Origin of the sequence: Streptomyces sp. NPDC088553 (genome assembly GCF_044752965.1) — a bacterium.
Taxonomy (GTDB): domain Bacteria; phylum Actinomycetota; class Actinomycetes; order Streptomycetales; family Streptomycetaceae; genus Streptomyces.
This window is the reverse complement of sequence record NZ_JBIVMG010000012.1, coordinates 23,868-45,322: the sequence shown is the minus strand read 5'-3', so window position 1 is coordinate 45,322 and position 21,455 is coordinate 23,868. Positions and strand designations below refer to the sequence as shown.

Here is a 21,455-nt window from a genome sequence, read left to right as displayed (position 1 = left end):
CTATCCTGCCGGGTCCTGATCCTCCGCTGCCAGTGCGAGCGCCGTGCCCACCAGGCCGATGTGGCTGAAGGCCTGCGGGAAGTTGCCCAGCTGGCGGTCCGTCACCGGGTCGTACTCCTCCGCCAGGAGACCCACGTCGTTGCACAGGGCCACGAGGCGTTCGAAGAGCTCGCGGGCCTCCTCGCGGCGGCCGCACAGCCGGAGCGCGTCCGCGAGCCAGAACGAGCAGACCAGGAAGGTGCCCTCCTGCCCCGGGAGGCCGTCCACCGTCCCCGAGTCGGTGCTGTAGCGGCGCAGATAGCCGCCGTGCATCAGCTCCGCCCGCACCGCGTCCACCGTGCCCGCCACCCGGGGGTCGTCCGGGGGCAGGAAGCCGACCTGCGGGATGAGCAGGGTCGCGGCGTCCAGCTCCCGCGAGCCGTACGACTGGGTGAAGGTGTTCCGCACCGGGTCGTAGGACCGGGCGCACACCTGGGCGTGGATCTCGTCCCGCATCGTCCGCCACCGTGCCGCGTCGCCCGGCAGCGAGGGGTCGGCCTCCAGGGTGCGCACCGCCCGGTCGGCGGCCACCCAGGCCATCACCTTCGAGTGGGTGAAGTGCCGGCGCGGCCCGCGCACCTCCCACAGTCCCTCGTCGGGCTCGCGCCAGGTCGACTCCAGGAAGCCGAGCAGGCTCAGCTGGAGGTTCCAGGCGTGCCGTTCCGCCGGAATCCCGGCCTTGTGCGCGCGGTGGAGCGAGTCCATGACCTCGCCGTACACATCGAGCTGGAACTGGTCCACGGCCGCGTTCCCGGTCCGTACCGGCGCCGAGTCGGCGTAGCCGCGCAGCCACGGCAGGGTGGTCTCGGGGAGCCGGCGCTCTCCGGCGGGCCCGTACATGATCTGCAGGTCGGCCGGGTCACCGGCGACCGAGCGGAGCAGCCAGTCCCGCCAGGCGCACGCCTCGTCGACGTATCCGGCGGCGAGCAGCGCGCCGAGGGTGAGGGAGGAGTCGCGCAGCCAGCAGGCGCGGTAGTCCCAGTTCCGTACGCCGCCGACCTCCTCCGGCAGGGAGGTGGTGGGCGCGGCCATGATCCCGCCGGTCGGGGCGTACGTGAGGGCCTTGAGGGTGATCAGGGAGCGCAGCACCGCTTCCCGGTACGGGCCCCGGTAGGTGCAGCGGCCGGACCACTCCCGCCAGTCCGCGAGGGACTGCTCCAGGGCCGCGTGGGGGTCGACGAGTTCGGGGCGTGGCTGGTGCGAGGGGTGCCAGGTCAGCACGAACGCGACCTTCTCGCCGGCGGTGACGGTGAAGGAGGAGCAGGTGGAGAACTGCTGGCCCCAGGTCTTCACGGGCGGCTCGCTGCGCAGCCAGACGGCGTCCGGCCCGGCGATCGCGACCCGGTGGCCGTCCGCGCGGCGCATCCAGGGCACGATCGAGCCGTAGTCGAAGCGCAGCCGTAGGACGCCGCTCATCTCGACGGTGCCGCTGACGCCCTCCACGATCCGCATCAGTTCCGGGGCCTCGTCCCGCTGCGGCATGAAGTCGACGACCTTGACGGTGCCGGTACGGGTCTCCCAGTAGGTCTCCAGGACGAGGGAGTCCTCGGCGTACCGGCGCGTGGAGCAGGTCGTGGCGCCCTTGGGGGCGATCCGCCAGTGGCCGTTGTCCTCGTCGCCGAGGATCGCGGCGAAGCAGGCGGCGGAGTCGAAGCGGGGCAGACACAGCCAGTCGACCGACCCGTCGCGGCCGACGAGCGCGGCGGTCTGGAGATCGCCGATGAGGGCGTAGTCGTCGATACGTTGCGTCACGCTCTGGGCTGTTCCCGGAAGCGGTGGCGGTCAATCAGAGGGACGGAGTGGCCTGGATCGCCTCGGGGTCCCGTTCCGGGGTTCCCGGGGTGTCGTTTCCCGTGGTGCCGGAGGAGGCGGCGGTCTCCCGGTCGCGCTTCTCGCGGCGGACCAGGATCACCCAGCCGACGGGTACCCCGGCCGCGAAGAGCCACCACTGCACGGCGTACGCCATGTGGGAGCCGATCGACGCGTGGTCGGGCTCGGGGATCAGTTCGGGGGTGTTCCCGGCGGGCGCGGGTCCGGTCTGCTCCAGGTAGCCGCCGAGCACCTCGCGGCCGATGAGCTCCGCCTGCTGCCGACTGTTGATGAGCATGACCTGGCGGTCCGGCAGACCCTTCAGGTCCTTGATGCCGCTGGCGCCGGTCGTCTCGTCGGCCTTGAGCCGGCCGCTGATGGTGACCTCGCCCTTGGGGGCGGGCGGCACCGGCGGGTAGGAGTGCTGGTCGGCGGCGGCCGGGATCCAGCCGCGGTTCACCAGGACGATCCGGCCGTCGCGGAGGACCAGCGGGCTCAGGATGTGCACGCCGACGCGCTCGTCGGAGGAGGTGCGGCGGCGGACGACCACCTCGTGGGCGGTGTCGAAGGTGCCGGTGGCGGTGACGGGCCGCCAGTAGTCGGAGCGCGGGACCGTGTGGCCGGGGGAGGTGAGCTCCTCGACCGGGACCGGCTTCGCCGCGATGCTGTCCGCGATCAGGGCGTTCTGGGCGACCCGGCGCTCGTGCCGGTGGAACTGCCAGAAGCCCAGCTCGATCATCGTCGGGACGAGGACGAGGGCGATGAGGGTGAGGATCACCCACTGCCGGGACAACAAGAAGCGGTACACCCCATGACCGTACAACTCGGTCCATGGGGTGTACGCACGGGGGGCGGCTCGCGGGAGACGGGCCCGGGATCGTTTCCCCGGATCCCGTCGTTCCCGGCCCCGCCCGCCTCACACCCTGTCGACGATGCCCACCTTTCCCTCCGCGCGGGCGCAGTGGCCGCCGCAGTACCAGCTGCCGTCGACCTCGACGCCCTGCCCGATGATCTGGACCCGGCAGTGTTCGCAGATGGGCGCCATACGGTGGATGGCGCAGGCGAAGCAGTCGAAGACATGGATCGCGCCCTGGGCATGAATCTCGAAGGACATGCCGTAATCGTTTCCGCAGACCTCACAACGTGCCATGCGCCACAGGGTGGGGCTCCCGGCGGGCGCGCGCAGCTCGGCACGCCCGCAGGGCCGGGGGTGTCACCCGTCTGCCGGGGCCACGTCCCGCAGCAGCTGGGTGTACGCCGCCTCGTCGACGATCGGCGTGCCGAAGGACTTGGCCTTGACGGTCTTGGATGTGGCGGAGTCCGGGTCGTTGGTGACGAGGAGGCTGGTGAGCCGGGAGACGCTCCCGGCCACATGGAGCCCGGCGTCGACCGTACGGTCCTCCAGGAGCTCGCGGTCGACGGAGGTGTCCCCGGAGAACGCCACCCGCATGCCCTGCTTGAGCGGTTTGTCCGTCTCGTACCGGCCCGGGTTCGGGTACGGGCACGGCGGCCGCTTCCGCGAGGGACGCCAGCTGCCCGCCCGGTACGAGGAGGCGTACCCGGCCTGGTGGCCGATCCGCGGCTGCTGCGCGGGCGACGCGGCCCACTCGGTCAGCGGCCGGCACTCGAGCAGCGGCAGCCGTACGTTGCGCTCGGCCGCCGCGTGCAGGCTCGGCCGGAACGCCTCGGCGAGCACCCGCGCGTCGTCCAGCGCGTTGTGTGCGCGCTGCTGCACCACACCGAAGTGCGCGGCGAGCGACTCCAGCTTGTGGTTCGGCAGCGGCAGCGACAGCTCCTTGGCGAGCGCGATCGTGCACAGCCGCTGCCGCACCGGCGCGGCCGACTCCGCGCGCGCGTACTCCCGGGCGATCATCTGCCAGTCGAACATCGCGTTGTGCGCGACGAGCACCCGTCCGTCCAGCCGCGCCGCGAACTCCGCCGCGATCTCCGGGAAGAGCGGGGCGCCCTCCAGGACGTCGGTGGTGAGCCCGTGGATCCAGACGGGTCCCGGATCACGCTCGGGGTTGACGAGCGTGTACCAGTGGTCCTCGACGTTCCCCTGGGCGTCCAGCCGGTAGACGGCAGCCGACACTATCCGGTCGTCGCGGGCGAGTCCGGTGGTCTCCACGTCGACGACCGCGTACCCCTGCGGGTAGGCGGCCGGCCACGTCGCTGCTGTCGTACGGTCGTCAAGCACGGTCACTGAGAATACGGCCCGCGGCCGGCGACTCCGCCCCCGGTGTCCCCGGGAGCCCCGGCGAGGAGTCCGTCCACCAGGGCCCGCACCGAGTCGACGAACAGCCGCTCGGTGTCGATCGGCGCGGCGAGCGCCCGGGCGAGGGGGCCGTCTGACTCGGCGTCCTCGCCGCTCCACAGCTCCTCCTCGGCGGGCGACTGCGCCGGCGCGCGCTCCCGGTTGCGCTCCACCAGCACATAGCCGACGACCTGGAACTGCACGGCGCGGACGGCCCGCGCCGCGTGCGCCCCGCGCAGTCCCGCGGCGTGGGCCTCGTGGACCAGGGCGCGCTGGGCCGGCAGGAACATGCGTTCCGTCAGGCCCCGTTCGTGGACCATCGCGACCAGGTGGGGGCGCTCGCGCAGGGCGCGGCGCAGGGCGCGGGCGACCGAGACCAGGCGCTCGGCGGGGGTCGTGCCGCGCGGGCGGATCGTGTCGAGATCGGCGACCGTCCGCTCGACCAGCGCGTCGAGCAGGGACTCGCGGTTGCCGACGTGCCAGTAGATCGAGGTGACCGCGGTGCCGAGCTCGGCGGCGAGCTTGCGCATGGTCAGGGCGTCCGGGCCGTGCTGTCGCACCAGGGCGGCGGCGGTCTCCAGGACTTCCTCGCGGGTGAGTGCGGCGCGCGCCATCCGTTCCCCCAACTCTGTCGCGTGCACGGGTCTTTACCCTTCATCGCCGCCGGTGTAACTCTGTTACAGACCCGACCCCCTGAAGGGTGGTACGTCATGGCACGAGTACGGTACGGGGCGCGCACGGACGCCGAGATCACGGCGGCCCGCACCAGGAGCGCGAAGCTTCCCGACATCTGGTCCACCGGAGTGGTCGCCGTCTGGGAGACCGATCCGGACGTGGTGGCGGCCGTCCTGCCGCCCCCGCTGAAACCCACCGAGCGGCCCCTCGTGCGGGCCAACATCTCCCAGGTCGACCTGCCCGGCTATCCGCTCGGCGCCGGCTCGGTGGCGGTCGCCGCCGCCCACGGCGACCGCGAGGGCTGGTACCCGCTGGTGATGCCGATGACCCACGAGCGCGCCCTCGTCGGCGGCCGCGAGGTCTTCGGCGAACCGAAGAAGCTCGGCGAGGTCGTCGTCGAGCGCGACGGGCTCGTCGTCCGCGCCTCGCTCGGGCGGCACGGCATCGACTTCGTCGAGGTGCGCGGCGCGGTCTCCGGGCCCCTGCCGCTGCCGGAGCCGGTCGAGAAGACCGACTTCTACTTCAAGTTCCTGCCGGGCGTGGAGGGTTCCGGCTTCGACGCCGACCCCGTCCTCGTCCACTGCGTCCGCAACGAGAAGGTGCGGAAGCTGGAGCGCGTCACCGGCGACGTGGTGCTGCGCGAGTCCATGTACGACCCGGTCGCCGACCTCCCCGTCCGCCGGCTCGTCGAGATCACCATCGGCGAGAAGACCACCGACCAGAAGGGCACGGTCGCCGAGCGCGTCTCCGCGCGGGCCCTCCTGCCGTACATCCACCAGCGGTACGACGACCCGCAGCAGATCCTCGACGGCCCGCCCGAGGGGAGCGTCTGATGGAGTTCCGCGAGGGACAGGTCGCCGTCGTCACCGGTGCGGCGAGCGGCATCGGGCTCGCGATGGCCCGCCGCTTCGCCGCCGAGGGCCTGGCCGTCGTCCTCGGCGACGTCGAGGAGGGCGCGCTCGCCGCGGCCGCCGACGATCTGATGGCGGGCGGGGCGCAGGTCCTCGCCCGGACGGTCGACGTCTCGGACCCCGACGCGGTGCGGGCGTTCGCGGAGGCCGCGTACGAGACCTTCGGCGCCGTCCACGTCCTCTGCAACAACGCAGGCGTCGGCTCCGGCGCCGAGGGCCGCATGTGGGAGCACGAGCCCAACGACTGGAAGTGGGCCTTCTCCGTCAACGTCTGGGGCGTCTTCCACGGCATCCAGGCCTTCGTCCCCCGGATGCTCGCGGGCGGCGAACCCGGCCATGTCGTCAACACCTCCTCCGGCGACGGCGGCATCGCCCCGCTGCCCACCGCCTCCGTGTACGCGGTCACCAAGGCGGCCGTCGTCACCATGACCGAGTCCCTGTACGCGCACCTGAAGGCCGAGCACGCGCGCGTGGGCGCCTCCGTCCTCTTCCCGGGCCCGCACATGCTCCGCACCGGCCTCTGGGAGTCGCACCGCAACCGGCCCGAGCGGTACGCGAAGGAGCGCCCGCGCCGGACCCCGTACCGCAGCCTCGACCAGTGGGAGGCCGCCATGAAGGAGGCCGGCCACGAGGTCGCCTTCACCCCGGTGGAGGAGGTCGCCGAGCACGTCGTCGACGGCATCCGCGCCGACCGCTTCTGGATGCTGCCGGAGAGCGAGCACAGCGACCGGCAGATCACGGCGCGCTCGCGGTCGATGCTCGACCGCTCGAACCCGTCGTACCTGGAGAACTTCATCCTCGACTGAGGGGGCCCCGATGGCCGATCCGAACGACCCGTATCTGATCATCTCCTCCGACTGCCACGCCGGGCTGCCCACCGAGGAGTACCGGCCCTACCTCGACTCCCGCTTCCACGGTGCGTTCGACGAGTTCCTCGCCGGACGCGAGGCGCGCCGGGAGGCCATGACCCGGCTCGGGGTCCGCAACGAGGCCTTCGCGAACAAGTGGTTCACCGACAACGAGGAAGGGCTGCGCGGCGGCTGGGACGCCGGGCAGCGGCTCAAGGAGCTCGACGGCGACGGGGTGGCCGCCGAGGTCGTCTTCCCCGACGCGGACGCCGTCGACAGCCAGACCGCCGCGCCCTTCGGCGTCGGCCTCGGCCTCTCCGGCGACCAGGACCCGGAGCTCGGCATGGCGGGCGCGCAGGCGCACAACCGCTGGCTCGCCGAGTTCGTGGGCCAGAACCCCGAACGGCACTGCGGGGTGGCGCTGCTGCCGATCACGGCCGAGCCCGCGAAGGTCGTCGCCGAGATCCACCGGGCCAAGGAGTCCGGGCTCGGGGCGCTGATGATCCCCTCCATGTGGGTGGACAAGGAGCCGTACCACGACCGGCGCTACGACCCGGTCTGGGCGGCCGCCGCCGAGACCGGGATGCCCCTGGTCACCCACTCGGGAGCGGCGCCCCGCGAGGAGTACGGCGACCACCTCGGCATCTACGTCTCCGAGGTCACCTGGTGGCCGGCCAGGCCGCTGTGGTTCCTGCTCTGGTCGGGCGTCTTCGAGCGGCACCCCGGGCTGCGGTTCGGGGTCGCCGAGTCGGGCTGCTGGTGGCTGCCGAACCTCCTCTGGTTCATGGACCGGCTCTACCTCGGCGCGCACGGCGGCAAGAAGCTGTCCCCGTTCGCGGAGCTGAGGCGGCCGCCGAGCGAGTACCTGGACCGGCAGGTCTTCATCTGCGCCACCAACACCAAGCGGCGCGAACTCGCGCAGCGGTACGAGATAGGCGTCGACAACATCCTGTGGGGCTCGGACTTCCCGCACCCGGAGGGAACCTGGCCGGACACGCGCGCGTGGCTCCGGAAGACCTTCCACGACATCCCGGTGACGGAGACCCGCCGGATGCTGGGCCTCGCGGCGGCCGAGGTCTTCGGCTTCGACCTCCGGAAACTGGAGCCGATCGCCCGCCGCATCGGCCCCACCCCCGCCGACCTCGGCCAGCCCGCCGACCAGACCGCCGTGGAGGCCTCCTGGGCCCGCTCGCGCGAGGTCGGCCGGCACTGGCTGACGGACCACGACTTCCCCGCCCTGGGGGTGAGCTGATGGACCGCTACACCGTCATCTCGGCGGACTGCCACGCCGGCGCCGACCTCCTCGACTACCGCCCGTACCTGGAGAGGAAGCACCACGAGGCCTTCGACGCCTGGGCGGCCTCCTACGTCAACCCGTACGAGGACCTGCTCGCCGACACCGCCGACCGCAACTGGAACTCCGAGCGCCGGCTGCGCGAGCTGGAGGCGGACGGCATCGTCGCCGAGGTCGTCTTCCCCAACACCGTCCCGCCGTTCTTCCCCAAGGCCTCCCTGATGGCCCAGCCGCCCAGCGCGGCCGAGTACGAGCAGCGCTGGGCCGGACTCCAGGCGCACAACCGCTGGCTGGCCGACTTCTGCGCGGCCGCGCCGGGGCGCAGGGCCGGCGTGGCGCAGATCCTCCTCAACGACGTCGACGCGGCGGTCGCCGAGATCCGCCGCGCCCGCGAGGCGGGGCTCACCGGCGGCATCCTGCTGCCCGGGGTGCCGCCCGGCTCACCGGTGCCCGAGCTCTACTCGGAGGCGTACGACCCGATCTGGGCGGTCTGCGCCGAGCTCGACGTCCCCGTCAACCACCACGGCGGCTCGGCGTCGCCGCCGCTGGGCGACGAACCGGCCGCCCGCGCGGTCTTCATGGTGGAGACCACCTGGTTCTCCCACCGGGCGCTCTGGCACCTGGTCTTCGGCGGCGCCTTCCGGCGCCACCCGGGGCTCAAGCTGGTCCTGACCGAACAGGGCTCGGGCTGGATCCCGGGCGTGCTCGACATGCTGGACTACTACCACGGTCGCCTGGTGTCGGCCGCGACGAAGGCCTCCACGGCGGAGTCGAAGTTCGGCGCGGGCCTCGCCGAGGCCATGGGCAAGGGCCCCAGCACGGTCTGGCGCGACAACTGCTTCGTCGGCGCCAGCTTCATGCGCCCCCACGAGGTGCCGCTGCGCGACCGGATCGGCCTCGACAAGATCATGTGGGGCAGCGACTACCCGCACGACGAGGGCACCACCCCGTACTCCCGCGAAGGCCTCCGGATCGCCTACTCCGGGCTGCCGAGGGAGGAGGTCGCGGCGATGGCCGGCGGCAACGCGGCCCGCGTCTACGGCTTCGACCTGCCCTACCTGGACACCCTGGCCGCGGTCCACGGACCGACCGTCGAGGAGATCGCCGAGCCCCTGAAGGAGGTCCCCGCGGGCGCCACCAGCCCGGCTTTCGCCCCGGGCGGGTCGGTCCGCGTCTGGTGACCCGCCGGGTGCGACGCTCCTGACGTGACCGACGCACCCGAGGCGACCGACGCCCCCACGCACGAGGCCCACGGAGGCCTCGGCTCCCGTCTCAACTGGCTCCGGGCGGCCGTGCTCGGAGCCAACGACGGAGTCGTCTCCACCGCGGGCCTCGTCGTCGGCGTCGCCGGCGCCACCGAGTCGCAGGCCGCCCTGCTCACCGCGGGCCTCGCGGGACTCCTGGCCGGATCGATGTCGATGGCGGCGGGGGAGTACGTCTCGGTCTCCACCCAGCGCGACTCCGAGGAGGCCGCCCTCGCCCAGGAGAAACGCGAACTGCGCGAGGACCCGGAGGCGGAGCTCGCCGAACTGACCGGCCTCCTGGCGGCCCGCGGCCTCTCCGCCGACGTGGCCCGCGAGGCCGCCGAGCAGCTCACCGCCCGCGACGCCCTGCGCGCCCACGCGCGCGTGGAGCTGGGCATCGACCCGGACCGGCTCACGATCCCCTGGCACGCCGCCGCCGCGAGCTTCCTCGCCTTCACCGTCGGCGCTCTGCTCCCGCTCCTCGCGATCGTCCTGCCCCCGGCCTCGGCCCGCCTGTGGGTCACGGTCGTCTCCGTCCTCGCGGCCCTGACCCTCACCGGCTGGTGGAGCGCCCGCCTTGGCGCGGCCCCCGCGGGCCGCGCGATCCTCCGCAACGTGGCCGGCGGCGCCCTGGCGATGGCGGTCACCTACGGCGCGGGCTCATTGCTGGGAGCGACGGGGGTCTAGGCCGACTCGGGGACTCCTTGTCAGAAGGTGCCAAGGCTTGCTGACAACTCGTCTCGCATACTTGTCGGTAACGACGTCTATCGGCACCCCGGCCCCCGCCTCTACCGTCATCGGCATGCCCCACCTGCCCGATGTCGTGCTCTGGTCCATACCGGCGTTCGTCCTGCTCACCGTCATCGAGATGGTCGGCCACCGGCTCCATCCCGACGAGGAGGCCGCCGGATACGAGGCCAAGGACGCCGCCACCAGCATCGGCATGGGGCTCGGCAGCCTGGGCTTCGACGCGCTGTGGAAGATCCCCGTCGTCGCGGTCTACACCGCCGTCCACGAGCTGACGCCGCTGCGCGTCCCCGTCCTCTGGTGGACGATCCCGCTCATGCTGCTCGCCCAGGACTTCTGCTACTACTGGCAGCACCGCGGGCACCACGTCAACCGCATCCTCTGGGCCTGCCACGTCGTCCACCACAGCAGCCGCAAGTTCAACCTCAGCACCGCCCTGCGCCAGCCGTGGACCAGCCTGACCTCCTGGCCGTTCTATCTGCCGCTGATCGCCCTCGGCACGCACCCGGCGGCGCTCGCCTTCTGCTACTCGGTCAATCTCGTCTACCAGTTCTGGATCCACACCGAGCGGATCGACAGGCTGCCCCGGCCCTTCGAGTACGTCCTCAACACCCCCTCGCACCACCGCGTCCACCACGCCTCGCAGGGCGGCTACCTGGACCGGAACTTCGGCGGCATCCTCATCGTCTGGGACCGGATGTTCGGCTCCTGGGTCGGCGAGACCGAACGGCCCGTCTACGGCCTCACCAAGAACATCGAGACCTACAACCCGCTGCGCGTCGCCACCCACGAGTACGCCGCCATCGCCCGCGACCTCAAGGCCGCGCACGACTGGCGCGAGCGGACCGGCCGGGTCTTCCGCGGCCCGGGCTGGCAGCCCGCGCCCACCACCGACACCCGAGGCCCCGGCACCCGAGGCCCCGGCAACGCCGCTCCGGAGGCCGCCGCGTGACGACCTCCCCCCGCGGGCTCTCGTACGCGCTGCTCGCCGCCTTCGGGCTCGCGGCCGCCGTCGACCTGATCTCCCTGCTCGCCGGCGCCGAGCTCGGCCACCGGCTCGCCAAGCCGCTCCTGATGCCCCTGCTCGCCGCGTACGCCGTCACCCGGGGCGCCCCCAAGCCGCTGACCGCCGCGCTGCTCCTCGGCTGGGGCGGCGACGTGTTCCTGCTCTCCGACGCCGACGGGGCCTTCCTCGCCGGCATGGGCTGCTTCGCCGCCGGCCACGTCTGCTACCTGGTCCTCTTCGGACGCCGGCGTACGTCCCCGGCGCTCGGCGCCCTGTACGCGGCCGCCCTCGCCGCCACCGTCCTGCTCCTCTGGCCCGACCTCCCCGCCGAGCTGCGGATCCCCGTCGCCGGATACTCCCTGCTGCTCACCGCCATGGCCTACCGCTCCAGCGCCCTCGGGCTCCTGGCCGGGCTCGGCGGCGCCCTCTTCCTGCTGTCCGACACCCTGATCGCCACCGGGGTCGCCGAGTGGCCCCAGCTGCCCGCGCCCGACTTCTGGGTCATGCTGACCTACATCGCGGCGCAGTACCTGCTGACGGCGGGAGCGCTCCGCGCGATGTACGGTGAACGTCGTACAACCGTCTGACAGCAAGGACCGCCCCTCATGCGCGCCACCACCATCCACGCCCCGTTCGACATGCGCGTGGAGGACGTGCCCGACCCGGTGGTGCAGGACCCCACCGACGTCGTCGTCCGCGTCCTGCGCGCCTGCGTCTGCGGCAGTGACCTGTGGGCCTACCGCGGCGAGTCCGCCCGGCAGCCCGGCCAGCGCATCGGCCACGAGTTCCTCGGCGTCGTCGAGGCGGCGGGCTCCGAGGTCACCGGCTTCACCGCCGGAGACCTCGTCGTCGCCCCCTTCGTCTGGTCCGACGGCACCTGCGACTACTGTGCCGAGGGCCTCCAGACCTCCTGCCCGAGCGGCGGCTTCTGGGGCTCGGTCGGCTCCGACGGCGGCCAGGGCGAGGCCGTCCGCGTCCCCTTCGCCGACGGCACCCTCGTCAAGCTCCCCGCCGACGCCGCCTCGGACGACCACCTGCTGACCGCGCTCCTCGCGCTCTCCGACGTCCTGGGCACAGGCCACCACGCCGCCCTGGGCGCCGGCGTCCGCAAGGGCTCCACGGTCGCCGTCGTCGGCGACGGCGCCGTCGGCCTCTGCGGAGTCCTCGCCGCCAAGCGCCTCGGCGCCGAGCGGATCATCGCGCTCGGCCGGCACACCACCCGCACCGACATCGCCCGCCGCTTCGGCGCCACCGACGTCGTCGCCGAGCGCGGCGAGGCCGCCGAGGCCGCCGTCCGCGAGCTCACCGGCGGCCAGGGCGCCCACGCCGTCATCGAGGCCGTCGGCACCGAGCAGTCCATGCGGACCGCCGTCGCCATCGCCCGCGACGGCGGCTCGATCGGCTACGTCGGCGTCCCGCACGGCAGCGGCACCGGACTCGACCTGTCCGTCATGTTCGACCGCAACATCGCGCTGCGCGGCGGCGTCGCCCCCGTCCGCGCGTACATCCCGGAGCTGCTCCCGGACGTCCTCGACGGCACCATCGACCCGTCGCCGGTCTTCGACCTGACCGTCGGCCTCGACGGCGTCCCCGGCGGATACCAGGCGATGGACGAGCGCACCGCGCTCAAGGTCCTCGTCAAGCCGTAGTCCAGACGGGCTCGTCCCCACCCTGCAGGCCCGGCGGGCGTGACCAGCCCGTCGGGCCGCCCTCGTACGCGACGGGCGACAGCGCGTGCCGCAGCCGCCCGAGCGGACCCTCCGACCCGGTGACGTACCGCTCGGGCTCGTACCGCGGCAGCGCGTGCGTCAGCCAGTGCCCCGTCTGGGCGAGGGCGAGCCGGACGAGCCGCGTGCCGCCGTCCCGGTCCTGCTCGGTCAGCGACCGCAGGACCGCCGCCGCGAGCAGATAGCCGCTGCCGTGGTCCAGGGCCTGCGCCGGCAGCGCGCCCGGCTGCTCCGCCGAACCCTCGGTGACCGCGATCCCGCTCGCCACCTGGACCAGGCTGTCGAAGCCGCGCCGCCCGGCCCAGGGCCCGTAGTCGCCCCAGGCGGAGAGCCGCGCGGTGACCAGACCCGGGCGGTGCAGGTCGAAGCGGTCGAGTGCGCCCGGCCGGTAGCCGGTGACCAGGACGTCGGCCGCGTCCAGGAGCTCCCCGAAGGTACGCCGGTCCGAGGGCCGGTCCAGATCGAGCGCGGCGGTCCGCTTGCCGACGTCCGTGTCCGCGTGCTGGTCCGGCAGTTCGGGGTTGCCCGGCGGGTCGATCCGCAGCACGTCGGCGCCGAGCAGCGCGAGCGTCCGGGTCGCGACCGGCCCGGCGATCACCCGGGTCAGGTCCAGGACCCGCAGCGGGCCGCCGCGGCGCCTGGGCGGGGCCTCGTCGAGCCGCTCCCGGGTCAGCAACGGCCGCGCCGCCACCTCCCGGCCCTGCCCGTGCGCCGCCCACTCCTCGGGCGTCCGCAGGGCGACGGCCAGGCCCCCGGCCGCGTACACCGCCGTCTCGACCTCGACCGCCCCGCGCTCGCCGATCGCCGCCGCCACGGCCTCCACCGACTCCTCCCGCACACCGAGCGCGGTCAGCAACGCCACCCGGTGGTGCGGATAGTTGGCGTGCGTACGGACCCAGCCGTCGGCCGCCCGCCAGAACCGGGAGAGCGGCGCGAAGCTCACCGGGGCCCGCCCGTCGACCCGCAGATGACGCTCGCTCACGAACGCGGTGGCGACGGCCCCGTCGTCCACGCGGACCGGCCCCGGGAGCCCGGCCCGCTCGACGGCGGCGAGCCCGGCGACGGCGACCGCCGCGCGGGCCAGTTCCATCACGGGCAGCCGCGCGGCGAGCAGCCCCGCGGGCCCGCCGTACTCCACCCGGTCCACCAGGGCGGGATCACCGCCGAGGGCCGACCACAACGACTCCGTACCGGTGCGCACTGTGTTGTCCATGGACCGCACTATGGCACTCAGTGCCATGGGCATGCGAAGGGCCCTGGTGCGGCACACCGCACCAGGGCCCTCGCTCACTCACTCACCGACTAGCGGCGGACAGCGTCCAGCGCGTCGACGAGACCGGCTCCGTAGAAGCCGTTCTTGTTCTTGCCACCCTCGCAGACGGCGTCGATCTTGCCGTCGCCCTCGATGTCGTACGGGTTGGTGCAGGCGCGCTTGTCGGCCTGCGCGTACAGCAGCGCCTTGAGCGCCGCCGGGCTCGCGTAGGGGTGCGTCGACTTCAGGAGCGCCAGGACACCCGCCGCGTGCGGCGAGGCCATCGACGTGCCGCCCTTGTAGTTGTAGCCACCGTTGACCGTGGTCGACAGGATGAGGCCGTTGACCGCCGGGGCCTGCGGCGGCTGGTACTGGGTGCGGTCACCGCCGGGGGCGGCGATGTCGATGACACCGAGACCGTAGTTGGAGTACGACGCCTTCAGGTCCTTGGCGCCGGTCGCGGAGACCGTGACGACACCCGGCAGCATGGCCGGGTAGTCGAGGCACTCCTTCGGGTCGATGACCCGGTCGCCGGGGGTGGTGTCGTTCGGGCTGCTGTTGTCGAGGATCGAGTCGGCCGCCAGGTCGAACTTGGAGTTGCCGGCCGCCGCGACGTTGACCGTGCCCTTGCGCTCCGCGTAGCGGGTCGCGCGGGTGACCGCCTCGATGAGGGCCTTCTGGTCCTCGTCGTTCTTGCAGGCGAACATCCACGGGTCGGTGTAGTAGCTGTTGTTCGTGATGTCGACACCGTGCTCGGCCGCCCACACGAAGCCGCAGACCACGGCCTCCGTGTAGAAGAAGCCGTCCGGGGTGGACACCTTGATGCCGGAGACCTTCACGCCCGGCGCGACACCGGTGATGCCGATGCCGTTCTTGGCGGCGGCGATCGTACCGGCGACGTGGGTGCCGTGGTCGCTCTCGCCCGGGTTCGGACGCCACGAACCGGCGGTGGTGTCCGGCTTGCCGGAGACACAGTTCGCCGAGGCCTTGGCGTCGAAGTTCGGCGCCAGGTCCGGGTGGGTGTCGTCGACACCGGTGTCGATGACACCGACGGTCACGCGCTTGCTGCCCAGCGTCTTCTGGTGGGCCTTGTCGGCCTTGATCGCCGGGAGGTCCCACTGCAGGGGCTCAAGGGCGTCCTGCTCGTCCGTCGCACGGGCGGCGGCGGCCTTGGCCTCGGCCTCGGTCAGCGCCTGCGTGCCGCCACCGACGGAGTTGTCGGTCTGCACGGAGAGCGGGGCGGTACGGGTCGAACCGGCCGACACCACACCGCGGGCCTTGCGGATCGTCTTCGCGAACTCGGGGTTCTGCGAGTGGACGACTATGACGCCTATCTGGTCGTACGAGATGACCACCTCGCCGCCCGCGGCGACGATCGCCTTCTTCACCTTGGCGGCGGTCCAGTGACCCCCCGCGACGTTCACGACGTACGACAGCTTCGGCCCGTTCGTCGCCACGGTGGCAGTCGCCGGTGCGTCGCTCAGTTCCGCGGCGGAGGCAGCGCCGGAGGGAAGGAAGCCGAGCGAGGCCGTGAGCGCGAGACCAACAGGCAGAGCGAGAGCTCGGCCGCGCCTCGATCCCAGATGAGCCATGGGTTCTCCACATCATCCGTATGTACTGCCCGCGCGCGGGTTTACGCGCAGGCAGGTGCATGACGAGTGAAGCTATCGCTGATCTTCCATGCCCTTCAATGAGTTGAGAAGACTTCATGAAGATCTGACCGAAGAAATCCTTCGCGTGAACCACTTCCCGGTCCGCTCCGTGCCGTTGGTCAGGGGAGGAGCTCCACCCGGAGCCCCGGATCCCGCACCCCTGGTGAGGCCCCCTTGACCATGCCGTCCGTCCCCGCGTCACGAGGAGATTCCGTGGCTACCGAAGCACCGCCGCCGCCCAGAAACGGGACGGAGGCCGCATCCGCTCCCGTCACGCCCACGACGGAACAGTTCGTCGAGGTGCAGGAGGGCGCCGAGTTCGGCGAACTGCGCCGTACGTACCGCTCCTTCGCCTTCCCGCTCACCCTGGCCTTCATCGCCTGGTACCTGCTGTACGTGCTGCTCTCCAACTACGCGGGCGGCTTCATGGGGACCAAGGTCTTCGGCAACATCAACGTGGCCCTCGTCCTCGGCCTCGGCCAGTTCGCCACCACCTTCCTCATCGCCTGGCTGTACTCACGACACGCGGCGAACCGGCTCGACCCCCGGTCCGACGCCATCAGAAAGCGCATGGAGGGCGACGCATGAGCACCCCCGTCCTGCTGGCGGCGGGCAACGCCACCAGCGAGCACCGACCACTGATCATCGCCCTCTTCGGCGCCTTCGTCATCGCGACCCTGGTCATCACCGTCTGGGCCGGCCGCCAGACCCGCAGCGCCGCCGACTTCTACGCCGGCGGCGGCCAGTTCACCGGCTTCCAGAACGGCCTCGCGATCTCCGGCGACTACATGTCCGCCGCGTCCTTCCTCGGCATCAGCGGCGCCATCGCCCTCTACGGCTACGACGGCTTCCTGTACTCGATCGGCTTCCTGGTCGCCTGGCTCGTCGCGCTGCTCCTGGTCGCCGAACCGCTGCGCAACTCCGGCCGGTTCACGATGGGCGACGTCCTCGCCTACCGGATGCGCCAGCGGCCCGTCCGTACCGCCGCCGGCACCTCCACCATCGTCGTCTCGATCTTCTACCTGCTCGCGCAGATGGCGGGCGCGGGCGTGCTCGTCTCGCTGCTGCTCGGCATCACCAGCGACGGCGGCAAGATCGCGATCGTCGCCCTCGTCGGCGTCCTGATGATCGTCTACGTGACGATCGGCGGCATGAAGGGCACCACCTGGGTGCAGATGGTGAAGGCCGTCCTGCTCATCGCGGGCACCCTCCTCATCACCTTCCTCATCCTGCTGAAGTTCGACTTCAACCTCTCGCAGCTGCTCGGCGCCGCCGCCACCAACAGCGGCAAGGGCGACGCCTTCCTGGAGCCCGGCCTCAAGTACGGCGTCAGCGCCCTCTCGAAGCTGGACTTCCTCTCCCTCGGCATCGCCCTCGTCCTCGGCACCGCCGGCCTGCCGCACATCCTGATCCGCTTCTACACGGTGCCGACCGCCAAGGCCGCCCGTAAGTCGGTCAACTGGGCCATCGGCATCATCGGCGGGTTCTACCTGATGACGATCGTCCTCGGCTTCGGCGCCGCCGCCCTGCTCAGCGGCGACACCATCAAGGCCTCCAACAAGGCCGGCAACACGGCGGCCCCGCTCACCGCCCTGGAGGTCGGCGGCGGCGCCGGCTCCACCGGCGGCGCGATCCTCCTCGCCGTCATCTCCGCCGTCGCCTTCGCCACCATCCTCGCCGTGGTCGCCGGTCTGACCCTGGCCTCGTCCTCGTCCTTCGCGCACGACATCTACGCGAACGTGATCAAGCGCGGCAAGGCCACCGAGAAGGAGGAGATGCGGGCCGCCCGCTGGTCCACCGTCCTCATCGGCATCGTCTCGATCGCGCTCGGCGCCCTCGCCCGCGACCTCAACGTCGCCGGCCTGGTCGCCCTCGCCTTCGCGGTCGCCGCCTCCGCCAACCTGCCGACGATCCTCTACTCGCTGTTCTGGAAGAGGTTCACCACCCAGGGCGCGCTCTGGTCGATCTACGGCGGACTGATCTCCTCCGTCGTCCTCGTCCTCTTCTCCCCGGTCGTCTCCGGCGGCCCGGCCTCGATGTTCAAGGGCGTGGACTTCCACTGGTTCCCGCTGGAGAACCCCGGCCTCGTCTCGATCCCGCTGGGCTTCCTCCTCGGCTGGCTCGGCTCGCTCCTCTCCAAGGAGGAGCCGGACGCCGGCAAGTACGCGGAGCTGGAGGTCAAGTCCCTCACCGGTGTCGGGGTGGCCGCCGCGGTCAAGCACTGACCGGAGCGCAGTCGACCGTATACGGTCCGCGACCTCAGGACGGCCGCGTCGTAGAGTTCTACGACGCGGCCGAGTCGGTCCTCGTGACAATCTGCCCTGCTCGTGGGGCGCGTGCTCACGTAGGCTCGAACCACACGCAACCACAACGACGGGGGAGGGGGCCCACAGTGCTCATCGACACCTATGGCCGGGTGGCCACCGACCTGCGCGTCTCGCTCACCGACCGCTGCAATCTCCGCTGCACGTACTGCATGCCGGAAGAGGGCCTCCAGTGGCTCGCGAAGCCGGATCTGCTCACCGACGACGAGATCGTCCGGCTGATCCGCATCGCCGTCACCGACCTCGGCGTCACCGAGGTCCGCTTCACCGGCGGCGAGCCGCTGCTCCGTCCCGGTCTCGTCGGCATCGTCGAGCGCTGCGCGGCCCTGGAGCCGCGCCCCCGGATGTCCCTCACCACCAACGGCATCGGGCTGAAGCGCACGGCCGCCGCCCTGAAGGCCGCCGGTCTCGACCGGGTCAACGTCTCCCTGGACACCCTGCGCCCCGAGGTCTTCAAGACCCTCACCCGGCGCGACCGGCACCAGGACGTCCTCGACGGCATGGCCGCCGCCCGCGACGCCGGCCTCACCCCTGTCAAGGTCAACGCCGTCCTGATGCCCGGGCTCAACGCCGACGAGGCCCCCGACCTGCTCGCCTGGGCCGTCGAGGAGGGTTATGAGCTCCGCTTCATCGAGCAGATGCCGCTGGACGCCCAGCACGGCTGGAAGCGCGACGGCATGATCACCGCCGGGGACATCCTGGAGTCCCTGCGCACCCGCTTCACCCTGACGCCGGAAGGCGCCGACGAGCGGGGCTCGGCCCCCGCGGAGCGCTGGACCGTGGACGGCGGACCGCACACGGTCGGCGTCATCGCCTCCGTCACCCGCCCGTTCTGCCGGGCCTGCGACCGGACCCGGCTCACCGCCGACGGCCAGGTGCGCACCTGTCTGTTCGCCACCGAGGAGACCGACCTGCGGGCCACGCTCCGCTCGGACGCCTCCGACGCGGAGGTCGCGGAGCTCTGGCGGAAGGCGATGTGGGGCAAGAAGGCCGGCTCCGGTCTCGACGACCCGGAGTTCCTCCAGCCCGACCGCCCGATGTCGGCGATCGGCGGCTGAGCGAGGAAGACCCCGGGCCCGGGGCCTGTCTGGCCCGGGCCTGTCTTCCGGATGCGCCCTCCGCCGGATCAGGCCTCGGAGGACTCCCAGTCGGCCAGCGGCACGACGTCCTTGAGGAAACCCCGTACACCCAGGAACTGGGACAAATGCTCCCGGTGCTCCTCGCACGCGAGCCAGGTCTTGCGACGCTCGGGCGTGTGCAGCTTGGGGTTGTTCCACGCGAGCACCCAGACGGCGTCGGCGCGGCAGCCCTTGGCGGAACAGATCGGCTTCTCTTCGCTCACCTGATCATTGTCCAGCAAGGGCGATGCCGAGCAGCCACGGGGGGAGCTGCCCGGCATCGGTCCGTCGCTCCGACGGGGGATGCGGAGCGCGTAGGCAGTATGTCACGGCACATGGGGTGCGGTGCACAGGAACTTCACGATTGATCTGAGCATTTCTTGAGCTTTCCGGCCACTGTGCGTGATCAGTTCCGGCCGTACGGTCGCTCCGTGTCCCCGTCCCCGGAGGCCTCCCCGGCACCGAGCGCGGGACGCGCCGGAGCCGGGACGAAGGTGGAGGGAAGGGACGGAGCCGTCTCCCGTCCCGCGTTCGCGATGACCACCGCGACATAGGGGAGCAGGATGCCCAGGGCGAGCGCCACGATCGCCACGTGCCGCTCGACGTTCCACAGCACCGCGGCCGCGATCACCGACAGGGTCCTGACCGTCATCGAGATGATGTAGCGCCGCTGCCGTCCCCGGACGTCGTCCGCGAGCCCCTGCCGGGCTCCCGTGATCCGGAAGACCTCGCTCCCGTCACGCTTCGGCATCGCCGTCCACCACCCACCGGTCGCGCCGGACTCTCCCAGGTCCGGACCTCTGTCCACCGTACGCCCGCGCTCACGCGCCGACGAGACCGGGGCACGTATGGCGCTGTCCGACATGCGTCGTATGGCGGATGGGCCGAGACTGGGCGCACATGCGTACAAGGAGGCGACGATGAGTTGGTTGTGGGCGATCATCGTGGGATTCGTCCTGGGTCTGATCGCGAAGGCGATCCTGCCCGGGAAGCAGCAGATCCCGCTCTGGCTGACGACCGTGTTCGGCATTCTCGGCAGCGTGCTCGGCAACGCCGTCGCGACCTGGATCGGTGTCAACGACACCAAGGGCATCGACTGGACCCGCCACCTGCTCCAGCTGATCGGCGCCATCGCCGTGGTCGGGGTGGGCGACATGCTCTGGGCCTCGATCAAGGGCAACAGACAGCGGGCCTAGCACCACGGGAGACGGGAGGCCCGGTACGGCACGTCAGGTGCCGTACCGGGCCCCCCGGCATGTTCACGCGGTGCTACGGATTCACGAGCCGGCGAACTCGATCGCCGCCAGGTTCTTCTTGCCGCGCCGCAGCACCAGCCAGCGGCCGTGCAGCAGTTCGTCCGCGGACACCTCGGCGTCCTCGGCGGTGACCTTCACGTTGTTCACGTACGCCCCGCCCTCCTTCACCGTGCGGCGCGCCCCCGACTTGCTCGGGGCGAGACCGACCTCGGTGAACAGGTCGACGACCTGGCCGAGCTCCGTCACCCGCGCGTGCGGCAGCTCGGACAGGGCGGCGGCCAGCGTCGCCTCGTCCAGCTCCGCCAGGTCGCCCTGGCCGAACAGCGCCTTGGAGGCGTCGATGACGGCCGCGCACTGGTCGGCGCCGTGCACCAGAGCGGTCAGCTCCTCGGCCAGCGCGCGCTGCGCGGCGCGGGCCTGCGGCCGCTCGGCGGTCTGCGCCTCCAGCTCCTCCAGCTCCTCGCGGGACTTGAAGGACAGGATCCGCATGTACGTCGAGATGTCGCGGTCGTCCACGTTCAGCCAGAACTGGTAGAACGCGTACGGCGTGGTCATCTCCGGGTCGAGCCAGACGGCGCCGCTCTCGGTCTTGCCGAACTTGGTGCCGTCCGCCTTGACCATCAGCGGGGTCGCGAGCGCGTGCGCCTCGACACCCGGCTCCAGGCGGTGGATCAGGTCGAGGCCGGCCACCAGGTTGCCCCACTGGTCCGAGCCGCCCTGCTGGAGCACGCAGCCGTAGCGGCGGTACAGCTCCAGGAAGTCCATGGCCTGCAGCAGCTGGTAGCTGAACTCGGTGTAGCTGATGCCCTGCTCGGACTCCAGGCGCCGGGCGACGGAGTCCTTGGTCAGCATCTTGTTGACCCGGAAGTGCTTGCCGATGTCCCGCAGGAACTCGATCGCCGACATGCCGGCGGTCCAGTCCAGGTTGTTCACCATGACCGCGGCGTTCTCCCCCTCGAAGGAGAGGAACGGCTCGATCTGCGTCCGCAGCCGGTTCACCCAGTTCGCGACCGTCTCGGGGTCGTTCAGGGTGCGCTCGGCCGTCGGCCGCGGGTCGCCGATCTGCCCGGTGGCCCCGCCGACCAGCGCCAGCGGCCGGTGCCCGGCCTGCTGGAGCCGGCGGACGGTGAGGACCTGGACCAGGTGGCCGACGTGGAGACTGGCCGCGGTCGGGTCGAAACCGCAATAGAAGGTGACGGGACCGTCCGCGAGAGCCTTGCGCAGTGCGTCCTCATCGGTGGACTGGGCGAAGAGCCCACGCCACTTCAGCTCATCGACGATGTCGGTCACGTCGTCCGT

22 protein-coding genes are annotated in these 21,455 nt (G+C 71.8%); 12 read left to right on the top strand and 10 right to left on the bottom strand.

The annotated features are described in order from the left end of the window. From ACIP8Z_RS32425 to ACIP8Z_RS32405, 5 genes are all read right to left on the bottom strand, one after another. Positions 1-1,791 (bottom strand): glycoside hydrolase family 15 protein, encoded by a 1,791-nt coding sequence (locus ACIP8Z_RS32425; RefSeq protein ID WP_402089807.1) that lies wholly within the window; start codon positions 1,789-1,791, stop codon positions 1-3. Positions 1,792-1,825: 34 nt separating this feature from the next. Then, positions 1,826-2,656, bottom strand: coding sequence for an SURF1 family protein (locus tag ACIP8Z_RS32420; RefSeq protein ID WP_402089805.1), 831 nt, complete (start codon positions 2,654-2,656; stop codon positions 1,826-1,828). A 108-nt stretch (positions 2,657-2,764) separates the two neighbouring features. Further along, positions 2,765-2,998: a hypothetical protein gene (locus ACIP8Z_RS32415; RefSeq protein ID WP_189830397.1), complete on the bottom strand. Its 234-nt coding sequence runs from the start codon at positions 2,996-2,998 to the stop codon at positions 2,765-2,767. 63 nt (positions 2,999-3,061) lie between these two features. After that, the gene (locus ACIP8Z_RS32410) at positions 3,062-4,051 is read right to left on the bottom strand and encodes a DEDDh family exonuclease (protein ID WP_383870785.1); all 990 of its coding nucleotides are present in this window, start codon (positions 4,049-4,051) and stop codon (positions 3,062-3,064) included. After that, positions 4,048-4,716, bottom strand: a complete 669-nt coding sequence (locus ACIP8Z_RS32405; RefSeq protein ID WP_402090050.1) for a TetR/AcrR family transcriptional regulator — start codon at positions 4,714-4,716, stop codon at positions 4,048-4,050. Before ACIP8Z_RS32405 ends, ACIP8Z_RS32410 begins: the two co-directional genes overlap by 4 nt. Before the next feature lie 96 nt (positions 4,717-4,812). On the opposite strand from ACIP8Z_RS32405, the gene ACIP8Z_RS32400 reads away from it, so the two are divergent. From ACIP8Z_RS32400 to ACIP8Z_RS32365, 8 genes are all read left to right on the top strand, one after another. Next, complete coding sequence (locus ACIP8Z_RS32400; RefSeq protein WP_402089803.1) at positions 4,813-5,610, top strand: acetoacetate decarboxylase family protein; 798 nt, start codon at positions 4,813-4,815, stop codon at positions 5,608-5,610. Continuing rightward, positions 5,610-6,494, top strand: coding sequence for an SDR family NAD(P)-dependent oxidoreductase (locus ACIP8Z_RS32395; RefSeq protein WP_402089800.1), 885 nt, complete (start codon positions 5,610-5,612; stop codon positions 6,492-6,494). The genes ACIP8Z_RS32400 and ACIP8Z_RS32395 overlap by 1 nt, the downstream gene beginning before the upstream one ends. 10 nt (positions 6,495-6,504) lie before the next feature. Next, a complete protein-coding gene (locus ACIP8Z_RS32390) occupies positions 6,505-7,788 on the top strand; it encodes an amidohydrolase family protein (protein ID WP_402089798.1) in 1,284 nt (427 codons plus the stop codon). Beyond that, positions 7,788-9,011 carry an amidohydrolase family protein gene (locus ACIP8Z_RS32385; RefSeq protein ID WP_402089796.1) on the top strand — a complete coding sequence of 408 codons (1,224 nt, stop codon included), beginning with the start codon at positions 7,788-7,790 and terminating at the stop codon, positions 9,009-9,011. The genes ACIP8Z_RS32390 and ACIP8Z_RS32385 overlap by 1 nt, the downstream gene beginning before the upstream one ends. A gap of 24 nt (positions 9,012-9,035) precedes the next feature. Then, entirely contained in the window at positions 9,036-9,761 is a 726-nt protein-coding gene (locus ACIP8Z_RS32380; RefSeq protein WP_402089794.1) for a VIT family protein, read from the top strand. Between the two features lie 115 nt (positions 9,762-9,876). Continuing rightward, positions 9,877-10,773, top strand: coding sequence for a sterol desaturase family protein (locus ACIP8Z_RS32375; protein ID WP_402089792.1), 897 nt, complete (start codon positions 9,877-9,879; stop codon positions 10,771-10,773). Continuing rightward, positions 10,770-11,414 carry a lysoplasmalogenase gene (locus ACIP8Z_RS32370; RefSeq protein ID WP_402089790.1) on the top strand — a complete coding sequence of 215 codons (645 nt, stop codon included), beginning with the start codon at positions 10,770-10,772 and terminating at the stop codon, positions 11,412-11,414. The genes ACIP8Z_RS32375 and ACIP8Z_RS32370 overlap by 4 nt, the downstream gene beginning before the upstream one ends. An 18-nt stretch (positions 11,415-11,432) precedes the next feature. After that, positions 11,433-12,476, top strand: coding sequence for a zinc-dependent alcohol dehydrogenase family protein (locus ACIP8Z_RS32365; RefSeq protein ID WP_402089789.1), 1,044 nt, complete (start codon positions 11,433-11,435; stop codon positions 12,474-12,476). Here ACIP8Z_RS32365 and ACIP8Z_RS32360 read toward each other — a convergent pair. Both ACIP8Z_RS32360 and ACIP8Z_RS32355 read right to left on the bottom strand, forming a co-directional pair. Continuing rightward, positions 12,466-13,767: a CoA transferase gene (locus ACIP8Z_RS32360; RefSeq protein WP_402089787.1), complete on the bottom strand. Its 1,302-nt coding sequence runs from the start codon at positions 13,765-13,767 to the stop codon at positions 12,466-12,468. The two genes, ACIP8Z_RS32365 and ACIP8Z_RS32360, sit on opposite strands and share 11 nt — an antisense overlap. Before the next feature lie 89 nt (positions 13,768-13,856). Beyond that, the gene (locus ACIP8Z_RS32355; protein ID WP_402089785.1) at positions 13,857-15,398 is read right to left on the bottom strand and encodes a S8 family peptidase; all 1,542 of its coding nucleotides are present in this window, start codon (positions 15,396-15,398) and stop codon (positions 13,857-13,859) included. A gap of 273 nt (positions 15,399-15,671) precedes the next feature. Here ACIP8Z_RS32355 and ACIP8Z_RS32350 point away from each other — a divergent pair, with 273 nt between their 5' ends. From ACIP8Z_RS32350 to moaA, 3 genes are all read left to right on the top strand, one after another. After that, positions 15,672-16,046: a DUF485 domain-containing protein gene (locus ACIP8Z_RS32350; protein ID WP_402089783.1), complete on the top strand. Its 375-nt coding sequence runs from the start codon at positions 15,672-15,674 to the stop codon at positions 16,044-16,046. After that, the gene (locus tag ACIP8Z_RS32345; protein ID WP_319308190.1) at positions 16,043-17,683 is read left to right on the top strand and encodes a cation acetate symporter; all 1,641 of its coding nucleotides are present in this window, start codon (positions 16,043-16,045) and stop codon (positions 17,681-17,683) included. The genes ACIP8Z_RS32350 and ACIP8Z_RS32345 overlap by 4 nt, the downstream gene beginning before the upstream one ends. A gap of 167 nt (positions 17,684-17,850) precedes the next feature. After that, a complete protein-coding gene (gene moaA, locus ACIP8Z_RS32340) occupies positions 17,851-18,840 on the top strand; it encodes a GTP 3',8-cyclase MoaA (RefSeq protein ID WP_319308187.1) in 990 nt (329 codons plus the stop codon). Positions 18,841-18,908: 68 nt separating this feature from the next. Here the strand turns inward: moaA and ACIP8Z_RS32335 are convergent, their stop codons facing one another. Both ACIP8Z_RS32335 and ACIP8Z_RS32330 read right to left on the bottom strand, forming a co-directional pair. Beyond that, on the bottom strand, positions 18,909-19,124 hold the full coding sequence (locus ACIP8Z_RS32335) for a hypothetical protein (RefSeq protein ID WP_055599883.1): 216 nt from the start codon (positions 19,122-19,124) through the stop codon (positions 18,909-18,911). Between the two features lie 182 nt (positions 19,125-19,306). After that, positions 19,307-19,651 carry a DUF3099 domain-containing protein gene (locus ACIP8Z_RS32330; protein ID WP_402089781.1) on the bottom strand — a complete coding sequence of 115 codons (345 nt, stop codon included), beginning with the start codon at positions 19,649-19,651 and terminating at the stop codon, positions 19,307-19,309. A 169-nt stretch (positions 19,652-19,820) separates the two neighbouring features. Between ACIP8Z_RS32330 and ACIP8Z_RS32325 the strand changes: the two genes are divergently transcribed. Continuing rightward, entirely contained in the window at positions 19,821-20,096 is a 276-nt protein-coding gene (locus tag ACIP8Z_RS32325; protein WP_402089779.1) for a GlsB/YeaQ/YmgE family stress response membrane protein, read from the top strand. Between the two features lie 81 nt (positions 20,097-20,177). Here the strand turns inward: ACIP8Z_RS32325 and tyrS are convergent, their stop codons facing one another. Further along, on the bottom strand, positions 20,178-21,446 hold the full coding sequence (tyrS, locus tag ACIP8Z_RS32320) for a tyrosine--tRNA ligase (RefSeq protein WP_402089777.1): 1,269 nt from the start codon (positions 21,444-21,446) through the stop codon (positions 20,178-20,180). Positions 21,447-21,455: the final 9 nt, after the last annotated feature.

Bases quoted from the DNA above. Each gene is read 5' to 3' on its own strand.
- ACIP8Z_RS32325 (WP_402089779.1), top strand. From the start codon at position 19,821: ATGAGTTGGTTGTGGGCGATCATCGTGGGATTCGTCCTGGGTCTGATC.
- ACIP8Z_RS32405 (WP_402090050.1), bottom strand. From the start codon at position 4,716: ATGGCGCGCGCCGCACTCACCCGCGAGGAAGTCCTGGAGACCGCCGCC.
- ACIP8Z_RS32400 (WP_402089803.1), top strand. From the start codon at position 4,813: ATGGCACGAGTACGGTACGGGGCGCGCACGGACGCCGAGATCACGGCG.
- ACIP8Z_RS32415 (WP_189830397.1), bottom strand. From the start codon at position 2,998: ATGGCACGTTGTGAGGTCTGCGGAAACGATTACGGCATGTCCTTCGAG.
- ACIP8Z_RS32355 (WP_402089785.1), bottom strand. From the start codon at position 15,398: ATGGCTCATCTGGGATCGAGGCGCGGCCGAGCTCTCGCTCTGCCTGTT.
- ACIP8Z_RS32385 (WP_402089796.1), top strand. From the start codon at position 7,788: ATGGACCGCTACACCGTCATCTCGGCGGACTGCCACGCCGGCGCCGAC.
- ACIP8Z_RS32330 (WP_402089781.1), bottom strand. From the start codon at position 19,651: ATGCCGAAGCGTGACGGGAGCGAGGTCTTCCGGATCACGGGAGCCCGG.
- ACIP8Z_RS32345 (WP_319308190.1), top strand. From the start codon at position 16,043: ATGAGCACCCCCGTCCTGCTGGCGGCGGGCAACGCCACCAGCGAGCAC.
- ACIP8Z_RS32390 (WP_402089798.1), top strand. From the start codon at position 6,505: ATGGCCGATCCGAACGACCCGTATCTGATCATCTCCTCCGACTGCCAC.
- ACIP8Z_RS32375 (WP_402089792.1), top strand. From the start codon at position 9,877: ATGCCCCACCTGCCCGATGTCGTGCTCTGGTCCATACCGGCGTTCGTC.
- ACIP8Z_RS32395 (WP_402089800.1), top strand. From the start codon at position 5,610: ATGGAGTTCCGCGAGGGACAGGTCGCCGTCGTCACCGGTGCGGCGAGC.
- ACIP8Z_RS32365 (WP_402089789.1), top strand. From the start codon at position 11,433: ATGCGCGCCACCACCATCCACGCCCCGTTCGACATGCGCGTGGAGGAC.
- ACIP8Z_RS32360 (WP_402089787.1), bottom strand. From the start codon at position 13,767: ATGGACAACACAGTGCGCACCGGTACGGAGTCGTTGTGGTCGGCCCTC.